Origin of the sequence: Phnomibacter sp. (assembly GCF_036803085.1) — a bacterium.
Classification (GTDB): Bacteria; Bacteroidota; Bacteroidia; order Chitinophagales; family Chitinophagaceae; genus Phnomibacter.
The window spans coordinates 195,882-209,821 of the sequence record NZ_DAIRUZ010000005.1 but is presented as its reverse complement, the minus strand read 5'-3'; the positions used below and the strand labels follow the sequence as shown (position 1 = coordinate 209,821).

The following is a 13,940-nucleotide window of genomic DNA, read 5'->3' as shown; positions in this document are numbered from 1 at the left end:
TCTATTATTCAAAGGAGCTACTGAACTATTTTTTGCAATGGCCGCTGCAAACTGTCTGGCACAGCGGGTTTGGGCGCAAATACAGGATGCTCTTCGCCACGGTGGCAGGTGTAGCAGGTAATAGCCACTTTGGGATTAGGCTGCGTCATATCCACCCCAAAATAATTGCTGTTTAAATCGTTCGTCATTTTCATCATATCACGTGCTTCTTTCTTTTTGTGTTTGGTATCTGCGGCATAGTCCCATTCTTTTGTTTCATTGTTGCGTACATGGCAGTAACCGCATTTCACATTCAAAGCTGCATTAAATCCATCCATGATGGCTTTCAGGTTTTCTTTCGAAATGTCTTTGGGCAAAATCTGCAGATTCTTGTGCTCAGGTGCCGGAGTTACTTTTCGGCCAAGCAGGTTTACCGATGCTACCAGTACTAACAACAGTAAGGTAACCAACGTTTTTTTGTGGTGCATAATGATGGTGTTTTGATAAGGTTAGAAGCACGTCAATATACAGCCAAAAGTATTTGCCCGAACAATGAAAAATTTAAGTGGTTAAATATTGTAAGGCTAATTCGTACCCTTTTAAACCAAGGCCAATAATGGTGCCTTTACATTTTGCACTTACATGGCTGATATGCCTGAAAGTTTCACGGGCTGCAGTATTGCTGATATGTACCTCTACCACAGGGGCAGGTATAGCGGCAATAGCATCGCCCAACGCAACCGATGTATGTGTGTAGCCACCGGGGTTGATTACAATACCTTGCACAGTAAACCCAACTTCATGCAAATAATTGATGAGCTCTCCTTCTACATTGCTTTGAAAATACAACAACTCAATGCCGGGATATGCAGCTTGCAACTGAGTGAAATAAGAATCGAAACTTTCGCTTCCGTACACTCCGGGCTCACGTTTGCCCAGCAGGTTCAGGTTTGGTCCGTTGATGATGGCTATTTGCATGCCCGAATGTAAGTTGCGATAAGCATAAAAAAAATTGACTCCCGAAGGAGTCAATGATGTATGTAAAGAAGGGGTTACATCATACTTACAAATTCATCGAACAGGTAGCGGCTATCGTGTGGGCCTGGCGTTGCTTCAGGGTGATATTGCACACTAAAAAAGGGCTTGTTTTTTACCCGGATACCTTCAATGCTATCGTCGTTCAAATTCACGTGGGTGATTTCGATATGATCGGCTTTTCTTACGGCATCGGGGTCTACACCAAAGCCGTGGTTTTGCGTCGTGATTTCACTTTTACCCGTTAGCAGATTTTTTACCGGATGGTTCAATCCTCTGTGGCCATGGTGCATTTTGTACGTAGGAATATCGTGTGCCAGTGCCAGCAACTGGTGACCAAGGCAAATGCCAAACATGGGCTTTTCCGCTTTGGTCAATTCCTTAATGGTATCAATTGCGTAGTCCATTGCAGCAGGGTCGCCGGGGCCATTGCTGATAAAAATACCATCGGGGTTAAAGGCCAACACTTCGGCAGCCGGGGTTTTGGCAGGAAATACTTTGGCATACACCCCACGCTCTGCCATTGAATGAAGTATGTTTCGCTTGCAACCAAAGTCGAGCACCGAAACTTTTTTAGGCGCATCAGGATTGCCAATGAAATATGGCTCTTCAGTAGAAACTTTTGAAGCAAGCTCCAAGCCACCCATGTGCGGCACTGTTTCCATTATGGCTTTCAACTCCTCCACCGATTTGCCATCGCTACTAATAATGCAGTTCATGGCGCCTTGTGTACGGATGTAGGTAACCAATGCACGGGTATCCACGCCTTCAATACCTACAATATTATTTTTTTCGAGATAGCTCTGCAGAGTATCCTGCGCCATCATGCGGCTAAACAGCTCTTCGAGGTTGCGTCCAATCAGTCCCCTGATTTTTACGCTTTCGCTTTCCACATCGGTATCGAGCACACCATAGTTGCCTACGTGTACACTATTCATAATGAGCACCTGGCCGTAATAGCTGGGGTCAGTAAATACTTCCTGATAGCCGGTCATGCCTGTATTAAAGCATATTTCGCCAGAAGTGGTGCCCAATTTGCCAAAGGCATAGCCATGAAAAACGTGACCATCTTCCAGCAGAAGGATGGCAGGTTGTGAAGAATGACTCATGTTGAGGGAAAAGTTTGCTTGCGATTAATTGGCTGCAAAAGTAACGGTTTCCATCAGGCAGGAAATCCTGTTTTTTAACTTATGAGGAAAAATTACACCAGCCCTACAATTTTGTCGCGTACCAGCAGGCAAGCCCCCTGCAAACCGGCTTTTTCAAACATTTCGCTGAGTACCACCTGTGTATCGGAATTGACCAATGTAAGTGAGTGCTGAATAAGCGACGTTTTAACCGGGAGCAACAACGACTCTCCCACCTGGCTAAGACTGCCACTTAAAATTATGAGTTGCGGATTGAGCAGGTTGATGGTAACCGCAAGGCCACGGCCAATTTTACCGGCAATATTGCCTATGCCTTGTATGGCCAGATTGTCGCCTTTTTGAATGGCTTCCACCACATCTTCCAGCTCCAACAGTTTTTTCCGCTCCAATGTGCGGGTAAGAATGCTGTTGCTGCCGGCCTTCATTTCGGCCACCAGCCATTCAATAAGAGCACGGCCCGATGCCTCGGTTTCCATGCAGCCTTTTTTGCCACAGAAACAAATTTTTTCGTTATCGAACAGTGGAATATGGCCCAACTCGCCTGCATAGCCAGAGGTACCAAAAAGGGGCTTTCCATTTACAAACATGCCGAGTGCCAGTCCATAATCGAGGTTGAGTACCAGCACTTCTGAGTGGCCACCATATTTACCAAAATGATATTCACCATAGGCCATGGTTCGGCTGTCATTATCCAAATACACCGGCATGCCAAACTCCTGCTCAAGGGTCTGCTTTACAGGCGCATCAGAAAAATGGTAAATGGTAAGTATTTCGCCTGTGCGAACGTTGATGCGCCCCGAAATGGAAACGCCCATACCAATAATTTTTTCTTGTGGTATACCGGTAATTTGAATAAACTGCCGCACTTGCTGCACTATTTCGTTAAGTGCATCGTTGGCTTCTTCAAAAAAGAAAGGAATACCATAACTGGCTTTAATGATGGTTTTATCAAACCCCATAATGCCAATATTGAGCTTGTATTTTTTTATTTCCAACCCAATAAAATAGCAACTATCGGATGCCAGACCATAAAAAGTGGCTTTTCTTCCCGGGCCTTCCGAACGTTTTCCTTTTTCGCACACAAATCCTTCGTCGGCCAGTTCATTCAACAGTTCGGTAGCCTTGGGCACACTAATGTTTAGCGACTCGGCAATTTCATTTATCGTAATTTCCTGCACATTACTGAGTTCGGCTATAATGCGCTTACGCCTGCCATGATCTTTAAAAGCTACGCCGCTAAGCTGGCTGCCACTAAAATGGCTGAGTATTTTGTTTCGAACTGGTGCCAATGAAATGCGTTTTTATAATTGTAAAAATAATATCAAAGACCGGCTGATTAATAAATTATTTTATAAGAAATTATTTTATTAATTCATTTTATCGTAAAGTGTCAGCTGTTTTTTTCAAATTTGTGTGGCTAACAACCTATTCAAAATATTAGACGCTATAATGCGTACATCGTTCGCTGAAACTTTAATCATCATTTGCTATGGTTACTTCTTACGAAAAAGTTCCTGTTCACATTTTTGACACGCCTTTGCAAGGCTCTGTGTTTGCTGCCGCACAAATAGCTCAAATCATTCGGGAAAAACAGCAGTCCGGGCTTTCGTGTGTATTGGGATTAGCCACAGGCTCCACGCCCATTACACTGTACAAAGAACTGGTAAGGTTGCACAAGCAAGAAGGATTAAGCTTTGCCAATGTGATTACGTTTAACCTCGATGAATACTACCCGCTGGAGCAAGAAGCCGTACAGAGCTACTGGAGCTTCATGCACCGCAACCTGTTCGACCATGTAGATATACCTGCCGAAAACATTCACATTCCTAACGGCGAGTGGAAACAAGAAGACATTAAGCAACATTGCCTTGCTTACGAAGCACAAATTGATGCCCTTGGTGGTATTGATTTGCAAATACTTGGCATTGGTAACAACGGCCACATTGGTTTTAACGAACCAGGGTCTAGTATTTACAGCAAAACAAGATTGGTGAATCTGGAAAACAGCACCCGGATTGCCAACAGCAAAGACTTTCAAAACATCAGCAAAGTACCCCGGCTGGCCATTACCATGGGTATCAGTACCATATTAAAAGCCCGCAAAATCATATTGATGGCTTGGGGTTTTAAAGCGGGTATTGTGGCCCGCTCTGTGGAAGGCGGTGTAACAGAGCAAGTACCGGCAAGCCTGCTGCAGCAGCACAACGACTGCCTGTTTGTGATAGACGCTCAGGCCGCCAGCGAACTCACCCGCATTAAAAGTCCGTGGATGACAGGCGAAGTAGAATGGACGCCTAAAATGATACGCCGTGCGGTAATAAACATGGCCCTTAAACTGGGCAAACCTGTATTAAGTCTCACCAATCATGATTATACCGAAAATGGCCTGGGCGATTTGCTGGTAGAAAAAGGCGATGCCTACGAAATAAACCTACAGGTGTATTATTTACTCCGCGATAGCATTACCGGATGGCCCGGCGGCAAACCAAATGTGGTAATTCCGAACCATCCTGAACGTTCATCTCCCTACCCCAAACGCAGCCTCATTTTTTCGCCCCACCCCGATGATGACATCATTAGCATGGGTGGCACATTTATGCGCCTGCAAGACCAAGGGCATGAAGTACACGTAGCATACCAAACCAGCGGCAACATAGCAGTAACCGATGAATTTGTAACCCGCTTTTTAGATTTTGCAGTAGGCTTCGAAGAGTTGTTTGGCATCAACAGCGAAAAGTCGAAAGACATTATGCAGGATGCCCGGCAATACCTGGCACAGAAAAAACCGAGCCAAACAGATACTAGTGAAATCCGCCAAATTAAGGGACTGATTCGCCGCTGCGAAGCTGCCGCCACCTGTCGCTATGTAGGACTAAAGGAAGGACAATGGCATTTTCAGAACCTGCCTTTTTATGAAACCGGCACCATCCAGAAAAACCCTATGGGAGAAGCCGATGTGCTGCTGACTATGGAATTGCTGCGCAAAATTCAACCTCAACAGGTTTTTTGCGCCGGCGATCTGGCCGACCCCCACGGTACGCACAAAGTTTGTCTCGATGTTGTGTTCGAATCATTAAAACGGATTAAGGCCGAAGGAGATGCATGGATAAACGATTGCTGGGTATGGTTGTACAAAGGCGCCTGGCAAGAATGGGACATTACAGAAATTGAAATGGCTATACCCATGAGCCCCGATCAGGTCATGAAAAAACGCTTTGGCATTTTCATTCATCAGTCGCAAAAAGACATGGTGCCATTTCAGGGAAGTGATAGCCGTGAGTTTTGGCAAAGGGCCGAAGAAAGAAACAGCAACACGGCCAATTTATATGCCAAATTGGGACTTACCCAATACGCTGCCATGGAAGCTTTTGTACGTTGGCACTTTTAACAAATGAGCCAAAACACCTGCCAGCATTGATTTTCAATAATGTCAGAAAAAAGATTCGGCAGAAATTTGAATTAATTTTTGGTTGTTTTGGTTGACCCCTTATTTTTGCAACCCCAAACGGGATTGGCTGCGTAGCTCAACTGAATAGAGCATCTCACTACGGATGAGAAGGTTTTAGGTTTGAATCCTAACGCGGTCACAAAGAACCACCTCTTGCAGGTGGTTTTTTTGTGACCAAAAGCCACTACACGCAAAATAAAAAGCGGATATTTTCCAATACCCGCTTTCACACCAATACATGAAGAAATTTTATTTCGCTAAGCTATTGATGACATCGTACTTGGTAACGATGTGATAGCTACCCGCTTCGTCTTTCGACAATACAGCACCGTTTTCACGGGTGATTAAACTACTCAATCTTTCTACAGGCGTATCATAGGAAACTTCTGGATAAGGATGCTCCATCACAAACTCAACAGATTGGTTTTTCAAATCGGGATCGCTGAAAATTTTATTGAACAATCCTTGCTCACTGAGCGAACCAATGTTACGGTCGTTCTCCATCACAGGAATATTTTCAATATCGTATTGCTGCATCAGCGCTACAGCTGCAGCAACAGTATCGATTGGATGCACAGTTATCAAACGCTGGCGGCTACGGCCACTTACAATGTCTTTAAAGGTTTTTACATCCAGGAAACCACGTTCCATCATCCACTGATCGTTGTACACTTTACCCACATACCGGCTGCCATGGTCATGAAAAATACATACCACCAAATCATCTTTTTTCAAACGGTCTTTCAATTGCAGCAAGCCCTGAAAGCAACTGCCGGCACTGTATCCGCAAAACAAGCCTTCTTCACGTGCCAGTCGGCGGGCTTGCACGGCACCGTCTTTATCTGTCACCTGCTCAAAGTGATCTATCACACTCATGTCGTAGTTCTTAGGCACAAAATCTTCGCCAAAACCTTCGCTGATGTACGGATGTACTTCATTCATATCCACCTCACCAGTGCGGAAATATTTGGTAAGCAATGAACCGTACACATCAATGGCCCAAATCTGAATGTTGGGATTCTTTTCTTTTAAATATTTAGCAGTACCCACGATGGTACCACCGGTACCTGCTGTACAAACTAGGTGCGTAATCTTGCCTTCTGATTGTTCCCAAATTTCGGGGCCGGTGCTTTCGTAGTGTGCCTGCCTGTTCGACAAATTATCGTACTGGTTCATATACACACTGTTGGGGATTTCGGTTGCCAATCTTTTCGCTACGCTGTAATAACTCCGAGGATCTTCGGGCATCACATTGGTGGGGCACACAATTACTTCGGCGCCAACTGCCTTTAGAATGTCGGCCTTTTCTTTACTCTGTTTATCAGTCGTTACAAAAATGCATTTGTATCCTTTTACACAAGCGGCCAAAGCAAGGCCCATGCCCGTATTGCCACTGGTACCTTCTACAATGGTACCACCGGGTTTCAGCCGGCCGTCGGCTTCGGCATCTTCCACCATTTTCAATGCCATACGGTCTTTGATACTGTTGCCAGGGTTGAAATAATCAACCTTGGCCAGCACCGTACAAGGAAAGTCTTTCACCACCTTGTTCAGCTGAATCATCGGGGTATTACCAATTGTTTCGAGAATGTTTTTTTTCCAGGCCATAGCAAGCAATTTTTTCGTTCTGAGGGAAGGGCAAATGTAGGTTTTCGCATCTAAGTGGCAGCAGCTGGTTGAACACAGCGGGTTTTCAAATCGTTAACACCGGCACCAATACCTTTACGCCCTCATGAAGCACCTGAAAGCCGTCAATAAATATTTCTGGAAGTACCGCAACCGATTGTTGGCTGGTGTGCTGTTCATCATCATTTCCAACTATTTTGCCATTCTGGCGCCACAGATTACGGCGTACGTGGTAGATAAAGTGCAGCTGCTGCTGCCCGGTGCTACGGCCCGTCCGCTCAGCCGCCAAACCGATCCGTTGGTCAACATTTTCACCGATTGGATGGAAGGGCTTAACTGGAGTTTTGGCAGCATCGTCACCATGTGCGGCGTCACCATTTTGGTGCTGGCACTCATACGTGGTGTGTTCATGTTTTTCATGCGGCAAACCATCATTGTGATGAGTCGCCACATTGAATTTGATCAGAAAAATGAAGTGTTTCAACATTACCAAACACTGGATGCCGGCTTCTTTAAAAAACATACAGTTGGCGACCTGATGAGCCGCATGGCCGAAGACGTAAGCCGGGTAAGAATGTACACCGGGCCGGCTATCATGTACCTCATCAACCTTATCACGATTATTGTATTTGCGCTGTACAATATGCTGGCCAAAAATGCCGAGCTCACTTTGTACACGCTGGCTCCGCTGCCCATTCTGGCGTTTGTGATTTATTATGTCAACACCATCATTCACAACAAGAGTGAAAAAATACAATCGCTATTGGGCGACCTCACCAGCAATGCCCAACAATCGTACAGCGGCATTCGGGTCATCAAGAGTTACGTGCAGGAAAAACAGATGGCAGGTTTCTTCAATCGCAACAGCGAATTGTACCGCGACCAGGCCATTGGATTAGCTAAAGTGGAAGCCGTGTACTACCCTTCTATTCAACTGCTCATTGGCCTCAGCACCTTGCTCACCATCATGATTGGCGGCTTGTATTTCCTCAACGGAAAAATTAGCGAAGTAGGCATCATTGTTGAGTTTGTGTTGTATGTAAACATGCTCACGTTTCCCGTAAGTGCCATTGGCTGGGTAGCCAGTATGATACAACGGGCATCCGCTTCGCAAAAGCGATTGAATGAATTGCTCCAATACAAATCGAACATTGCCGAAGGCCATGATGAAAACATTGCCACTGCTGCGGTGGATGTGGAATTCAAGAATGTTTCTTTTCGCTATGAACATACCGGCATTCAAGCCATCCAATCATTTAACCTGCATATTAAAGCTGGTGAAAAAGTGGCCATCATTGGCAAAACAGGAAGTGGTAAAAGCAGTTTGGCGGCGCTGCTGTTTCGCATGTTTGATGCCAACGAAGGCGAAGTACTGCTGAATGGAAAAAATGTAAAAGACTATACGCTGGAAGCCTTACGAAAGCAAATCAGTTATGTGCCGCAGGAAGTATTTTTGTTTAGCGATACCGTGGCCAACAACATTCGATTTGGCAACAATGAAGCCAGCCTGGACGATGTGAAAAATGCGGCCCGCATGGCAGTGATTGATACCGAAATTGATCGCTTCGAAAAGCAGTACGACACCGTGGTTGGCGAACGTGGCGTTACCTTAAGTGGTGGACAAAAGCAACGCATTTCTATTGCCAGAGCATTGCTTAAACCAGCATCACTCATTGTACTCGATGACTGCCTGAGTGCCGTAGATGCCAGCACTGAACAAGCTATTCAGCAAAACCTGCAGCAATATCTTTCAGATAAAACAGCCATCGTCATTACCCACCGCATATTCAGCCTGTTCAGCTTCGATAAAATTGTGGTAATAGATGATGGCCGTGTGGTGGAAATCGGCACACATGAGGACTTACTAAACAACAATGGCGCATATGCTGACATGTACCGGCAACAGCAACTCCACGAAAAATCAGATTTGATAGCTTAAGGCATTACAACTTTCCGGCCTTCATTTGCTGCACTGCATAGTCGCAAGCACGTGCCGTTAGTGCCATGTAGGTCAGCGATGGGTTTTGCCATGCAGAAGAAGTCATGCAAGAGCCATCGGTGATAAACACATTGGGTACATCATGCATTTGATTGAATGCATTGAGGGCAGATGTTTTGGCATCGCGACCCATCCGTACCGTACCCATTTCGTGCACACAAGCACCACCGGGTGAGTTGTAATCAAATTCATGAATGTTTTTGAAACCCGCTGCCGACAACATGTCTGCTGCACTCGCCTTCATGTCTTTGCGCATGGCCAACTCATTGCTTCCAAATTCAAAATGAATACGCACCAATGGCAAACCCCACTGGTCTTTTTCAGTGCTATCCAAAGCCACGGTGTTGGTTTCTTGTGGCAATGTTTCGCCCCAAGCCCCCAACCACATGGTCCACAAACCAGGGGTACTCAGTTGTTGTTTGAAAGCTGCACCAAAGCCCGGCAAACCCGGCAGTTTGTCTTTCCAACCCTGCCGTTCGCCATCACCCTGATAGCCGTACCCCCTGATAAAATCAGCATGTTTGGTAGCGGGGTCAGGCAAGTTGCGAAAGCGAGGTATGTAAATACCGTTGGGCCGGCGGCCTTTGTAGTAGCGGTCTGCAAAACCATCAAACTGTGCTTCTGCTCCCACTCTGAAATGATGGTCCATTAGATACTTGCCAACTACACCACTGCTGTTGCCCAAGCCTGTAGGAAAAGCAGCACTGGTGCTACGCAATAAAATTGCAGTAGTAGCAATCGTTGATGCATTCAGGAAAATAATGCGGGCAAAAAACGCTTCCGTTTTGTTGGTTTCAGTATCAATAATGCGAACGCCGGTAGCCTTTCCGGCTTTGGTATCATACAACACTTCCTGCACAATGGCATTGGGGCGCATGGTTAAATTGCCAGTTGCTGCTGCGGCCGGTAACGTTGCTGCATTGCTGCTGAAGTAGCCTCCAAAAGGACAACCCCGCATACACAAGTTTCGGTATTGGCACGGGCCGCGGCCTTCCCAACCTTTGGTAAGATTGGCACTACGACCAATGGTAACAAACCTTTCAGAATAACGCTTTTGTATTTGCGCTTTGAAATGTTTTTCCAGCACATTCATTTCCATGGCGGGCAAAAACACCCCGTCGGGTAAATGTGGAATGCCTTCGGCTTGGCCGCTGATGCCGGCAAAGGCTTCTACATAATCATACCACGGAGCCAGGTCTTTGTAGCGAATAGGCCAGTCTACCGCAATGCCATCTTTAGCATTGGCATCAAAGTCCAAATCACTAAGACGGTAGCACTGTCGGCCCCAGGTAATACTGCGGCCGCCAACCTGATAGCCCCGTACCCAATGAAATGGCTTTTCCTGAATGTAGGGATGCTCTTTTTCGTTGACAAAAAACTGGCGGGTGCTTTCATCAAACTGACCGCTTTGAATGGGATTTTCTTCGCGGTCAGTGTTTGTCAAATTGAGCCGGTGCGTAAACTCCCAAGGGCTCATGGAAGCAGTGGAATAATCGCGGATATGTTGCACATCGCGGCCTCTTTCGAGTACGAGTGTTCGCAATCCTTTTTGGCACAGTTCTTTAGCAGCCCAGCCGCCGCTGATGCCGCTGCCAACCACAATAGCATCGAAATACCTGTCTGAATTGACAGTGCCTTTATTGATGTGTAACGTGTCGCCCATAAAAAATTATTGAGTAGCCCAGGAATGTTGCCCCGGTTGCAAGGGTGCATCTGCGATGTAAGCTCCGGGAATATAATCGTACGCCAGGCCTTGTGTGGCACCAACTTTGCTAGTGCACCAAGCCGTAACCGTTAGGTTTTTGAGTGTGGTAAAAAATGAATCGCCCATGAGTTTGCGCTGCGCTTTGCCCAACATGCCAGCAGCTGGTTTACCCTTGGCTTCAAAATGCTGTAGTACGGCAATTCTTCTTTCTACCGATAGCGCTTCAAATGGCGTATCATATTGGCTTTGGCAGTAATCTTTCAAAGCGTCGAGCCCATCGATAAAACGGTTTTGAGATGAACGATCTGTGCAGTCTTTGATGAGGATGGCAATGATGGCTCCGCAACCGGCAGCTTTGGCCCCGGGCGTATCTGTTTGCGGAATTATGGTTTCGGCTAACTCATCGAGCAGGGGTATTTGCGCATCGATGGAAGAGAGTTTGGGATGCTTGCGGATTTGGTAAACCGTAAAGCCTCCCCATGCTGCGGCTAAGCCTGCAATACCAAGCGATAACCGTTTCACAAATACACGGCGGTTACCGGTAGCTGTTTTGTTGGGTGTAAGCATGTGGTGTAGGATTATCAGGTGTACAGTATGCAATTTACGCCATGCTGCTGATACTGCATGGACATAAAAAAACCACCCGGTTGGGGTGGTTTTGTACAACATGTGATCCGGATTGGATTCGAACCAATGACCTACTGCTTAGCTTACCTGCTACAGCTTTCGCTGCCCACACCATGGGTGCGGTTTGGGGTCTGGACTATATCTTCACCATTGCAGGTGTACCACGTATAGTCTCTACGGAACCTTTTTAAAATCATCAGCCAGGTGTGTTCCTTTTTGCTGATGATTCACAGATGCATTTACCCTCAAAGCAATTGACTCTCCATATTCAAGTGGATTGAAATAATAGCAAGTATCTGTTTGCGGACAATAAACGGCATAGATTGACACCAATGCTTTATTGACTTTTTTAGTATTTACTCCCTTTGCAGTGCTGTAAGAATTACGAAACGGAATTTCGATAACTCCTCGTTTGTTTACAGCCCTGTACTTCACCTGAACCGTTTTGAATTCACCATTTTTATAAATGGCCAAATCAAAAGGTGCATGTTCGGTTTCGGGTACCAATACCAGATATCCTTGCAGGAAGAGATCAAGCTTTGCCTTCAATACACCGAGATCGCCTTTGTTTTTAGTGTGATGGGTTATCATCTTTCCAAAATACAAAGTGAAACTCAAGTTTCCTCGGGGTTGGCATGATGACGAATCATCGAAGCGTTCACCGATACAGTGGTATCCACTTACGGAGTTTTGTTTCCTACCGTAAGGCTCCTATTCATTAAAGGCAGTTGCTCTATCCAGCTGAGCTACCGGACCATATTGTAAAGAACTATTGAAACGGCCTTCGCTGTTTCGGGTGCAAATAAAATGGATTTTGCTGAAAGGGGGCTATTGGGACGCGGATTTTCACAGAGAGGAACGGAGGAGCACAGATATTTTTTGTTGGGGACACGGATTTTGCGGATGAAAACGGAGTAACACGGATTTTGATACAAAAGATGAATACTCCAAAGCCCTGAAAGGGCGACGATATTACAGCCGCGGGTGGAGCCCGTGGGATAAAAGCATCACACAACCATCAAAGCCCTGAAGGAACGATATAATTTCAGTAGCCTTTTTTAGAAATGGAGTAACTCATCGTCACAGGCCGGGAGGCCTGCGACAGACGCGGATTTTGCGGATGAAAACGGAGTAACACGGATTTTGATACAAAAGATGAATACTCCAAAGCCCTGAAAGGGCGACGATATTACAGCCACGGGTGGAGCCCGTGGGATAAATGCATCACACAACCATCAAAGCCCTGAAGGGGCGATAATAATTCAGTAGCCTTTTGTTGTGATAGAGTAACGTATAGTCACAGGCCGGGAGGCCTGCGACAGAGGCCATTTTTTTATGCGGCCGCAGATGCACGGATTTATTGAACGTGTGGGAATGCCAGGATGTATACAGTAGCTGATGGGCTGCCCGATGGTAGCGGTAGCTGCCCCGCTGCTGACGATTGCACCTTAAACCTGCCTTGCGGGGCACTACAAGCGGACAGCGGGAACTGTAGCCGATGCTTGTACAGTTGCTGACAGCCCCTCGCCTGCTTACTGCAATTTGATTTCGAAGAGCTTGGGCCAGTATTTGCCGGTGATGAAGAGGCGCTGACCGGCAGAATCGTAAGCGATGCCATTGAGCACGTCGGGGGCCTTTGCATCCATGGGATTGCTGGTAATGCCCGACTTGCTTTTGAGATCGGAAAAGTTGAGCCGGCCCACAATTTGCCCGCTGTTGGGGTCAATTTTTACGATATCATCCGTCTGCCAAATGTTGGCGTACACAAAGCCATTGATGTATTCCAGCTCGTTAAGATTTCCCCTGGGCCCCATGGCATCGGCCACGCCAATGCGTTTGGTTTCCTGAAAAGTGGCAGGATTGAGAAAGTACAAATTGCTGGAACCATCGCTGACGATAAGCTCGGTACCGTTGTGGGTAATACCCCAACCTTCGGTTTTGAGCGGAAATTCTTGCAACAACTTGAGGGTGGAAACGTCGTACACAAACGCTTTCTTGTTTTGCCAGGTGAGCTGGTAAATTTTTCCGTTGAGAATGGTGATGCCTTCGCCAAAAATATCGGCGGCATTTTTCACTTCCTTGCTCACTTTGCCTGTGGCCAGGTCTACATGGCGAATGTTGCTTTCGCCGAGTTGGCCTGTGCCTTCTACCAAATGATTATTGTACCACACAAGGCCTTGGGTAAATGCACCGGCATCATGCGGATAAGTATTGATAAGTTGGTAGTTGATGATGGCTGGCGCATTGTCGGCCACAGCAGGCTCAGTGCTGGTGCCGGTATTCGCATCGGGGTTGGCACAGGCTGCCAGCAGCACCAAAGCTGCAGCAGTAGTACGACGAAAGAAAGCATTGTTCATGTGGTAAAATTAAGAA

At 46.3% G+C, this 13,940-nt stretch carries 11 protein-coding genes and 1 tRNA gene; 3 read left to right on the top strand and 9 right to left on the bottom strand.

What is annotated here, in order from left to right; all coding sequences use genetic code 11:
• Nucleotides 1–17: 17 nt before the first annotated feature.
• The 4 genes from V7Q13_RS11930 to V7Q13_RS11915 form a co-directional block, all read right to left on the bottom strand.
• Complete coding sequence (locus V7Q13_RS11930; protein ID WP_333800903.1) at nucleotides 18–467, bottom strand: c-type cytochrome; 450 nt, start codon at nucleotides 465–467, stop codon at nucleotides 18–20.
• Nucleotides 468–540: 73 nt separating this feature from the next.
• A complete protein-coding gene (gene aroQ / locus V7Q13_RS11925) occupies nucleotides 541–957 on the bottom strand; it encodes a type II 3-dehydroquinate dehydratase (protein WP_333800902.1) in 417 nt (138 codons plus the stop codon).
• A gap of 74 nt (nucleotides 958–1,031) precedes the next feature.
• Entirely contained in the window at nucleotides 1,032–2,123 is a 1,092-nt protein-coding gene (gene carA, locus V7Q13_RS11920; protein WP_333800901.1) for a glutamine-hydrolyzing carbamoyl-phosphate synthase small subunit, read from the bottom strand.
• 92 nt (nucleotides 2,124–2,215) lie between these two features.
• Nucleotides 2,216–3,451, bottom strand: coding sequence for an ROK family transcriptional regulator (locus tag V7Q13_RS11915; RefSeq protein ID WP_333800900.1), 1,236 nt, complete (start codon nucleotides 3,449–3,451; stop codon nucleotides 2,216–2,218).
• 200 nt (nucleotides 3,452–3,651) lie between these two features.
• On the opposite strand from V7Q13_RS11915, the gene nagB reads away from it, so the two are divergent.
• Complete coding sequence (nagB, locus tag V7Q13_RS11910; RefSeq protein WP_333800899.1) at nucleotides 3,652–5,550, top strand: glucosamine-6-phosphate deaminase; 1,899 nt, start codon at nucleotides 3,652–3,654, stop codon at nucleotides 5,548–5,550.
• A 125-nt stretch (nucleotides 5,551–5,675) separates the two neighbouring features.
• Nucleotides 5,676–5,749, top strand: a tRNA-Arg gene (locus tag V7Q13_RS11905).
• Nucleotides 5,750–5,859: 110 nt separating this feature from the next.
• On the opposite strand, the gene V7Q13_RS11900 is transcribed toward V7Q13_RS11905, so the two are convergent.
• Entirely contained in the window at nucleotides 5,860–7,218 is a 1,359-nt protein-coding gene (locus V7Q13_RS11900) for a pyridoxal-phosphate dependent enzyme (protein ID WP_333800898.1), read from the bottom strand.
• A 124-nt stretch (nucleotides 7,219–7,342) separates the two neighbouring features.
• On the opposite strand from V7Q13_RS11900, the gene V7Q13_RS11895 reads away from it, so the two are divergent.
• A complete protein-coding gene (locus tag V7Q13_RS11895) occupies nucleotides 7,343–9,175 on the top strand; it encodes an ABC transporter ATP-binding protein (RefSeq protein WP_333800897.1) in 1,833 nt (610 codons plus the stop codon).
• A 4-nt stretch (nucleotides 9,176–9,179) separates the two neighbouring features.
• On the opposite strand, the gene V7Q13_RS11890 is transcribed toward V7Q13_RS11895, so the two are convergent.
• From V7Q13_RS11890 to V7Q13_RS11875, 4 genes are all read right to left on the bottom strand, one after another.
• On the bottom strand, nucleotides 9,180–10,898 hold the full coding sequence (locus V7Q13_RS11890; protein WP_333800896.1) for a GMC family oxidoreductase: 1,719 nt from the start codon (nucleotides 10,896–10,898) through the stop codon (nucleotides 9,180–9,182).
• 6 nt (nucleotides 10,899–10,904) lie between these two features.
• Entirely contained in the window at nucleotides 10,905–11,507 is a 603-nt protein-coding gene (locus V7Q13_RS11885) for a gluconate 2-dehydrogenase subunit 3 family protein (RefSeq protein WP_333800895.1), read from the bottom strand.
• A gap of 234 nt (nucleotides 11,508–11,741) precedes the next feature.
• Nucleotides 11,742–12,185 (bottom strand): group I intron-associated PD-(D/E)XK endonuclease, encoded by a 444-nt coding sequence (locus tag V7Q13_RS11880; protein ID WP_333800894.1) that lies wholly within the window; start codon nucleotides 12,183–12,185, stop codon nucleotides 11,742–11,744.
• Between the two features lie 914 nt (nucleotides 12,186–13,099).
• Entirely contained in the window at nucleotides 13,100–13,924 is an 825-nt protein-coding gene (locus tag V7Q13_RS11875; protein WP_333800893.1) for a glutaminyl-peptide cyclotransferase, read from the bottom strand.
• Nucleotides 13,925–13,940: the final 16 nt, after the last annotated feature.

Bases quoted from the DNA above. Each gene is read 5' to 3' on its own strand.
- V7Q13_RS11930 (WP_333800903.1), bottom strand. From the start codon at position 467: ATGCACCACAAAAAAACGTTGGTTACCTTACTGTTGTTAGTACTGGTA.
- aroQ (WP_333800902.1), bottom strand. From the start codon at position 957: ATGCAAATAGCCATCATCAACGGACCAAACCTGAACCTGCTGGGCAAA.
- carA (WP_333800901.1), bottom strand. From the start codon at position 2,123: ATGAGTCATTCTTCACAACCTGCCATCCTTCTGCTGGAAGATGGTCAC.
- nagB (WP_333800899.1), top strand. From the start codon at position 3,652: ATGGTTACTTCTTACGAAAAAGTTCCTGTTCACATTTTTGACACGCCT.
- V7Q13_RS11900 (WP_333800898.1), bottom strand. From the start codon at position 7,218: ATGGCCTGGAAAAAAAACATTCTCGAAACAATTGGTAATACCCCGATG.
- V7Q13_RS11895 (WP_333800897.1), top strand. From the start codon at position 7,343: ATGAAGCACCTGAAAGCCGTCAATAAATATTTCTGGAAGTACCGCAAC.
- V7Q13_RS11890 (WP_333800896.1), bottom strand. From the start codon at position 10,898: ATGGGCGACACGTTACACATCAATAAAGGCACTGTCAATTCAGACAGG.
- V7Q13_RS11885 (WP_333800895.1), bottom strand. From the start codon at position 11,507: ATGCTTACACCCAACAAAACAGCTACCGGTAACCGCCGTGTATTTGTG.
- V7Q13_RS11875 (WP_333800893.1), bottom strand. From the start codon at position 13,924: ATGAACAATGCTTTCTTTCGTCGTACTACTGCTGCAGCTTTGGTGCTG.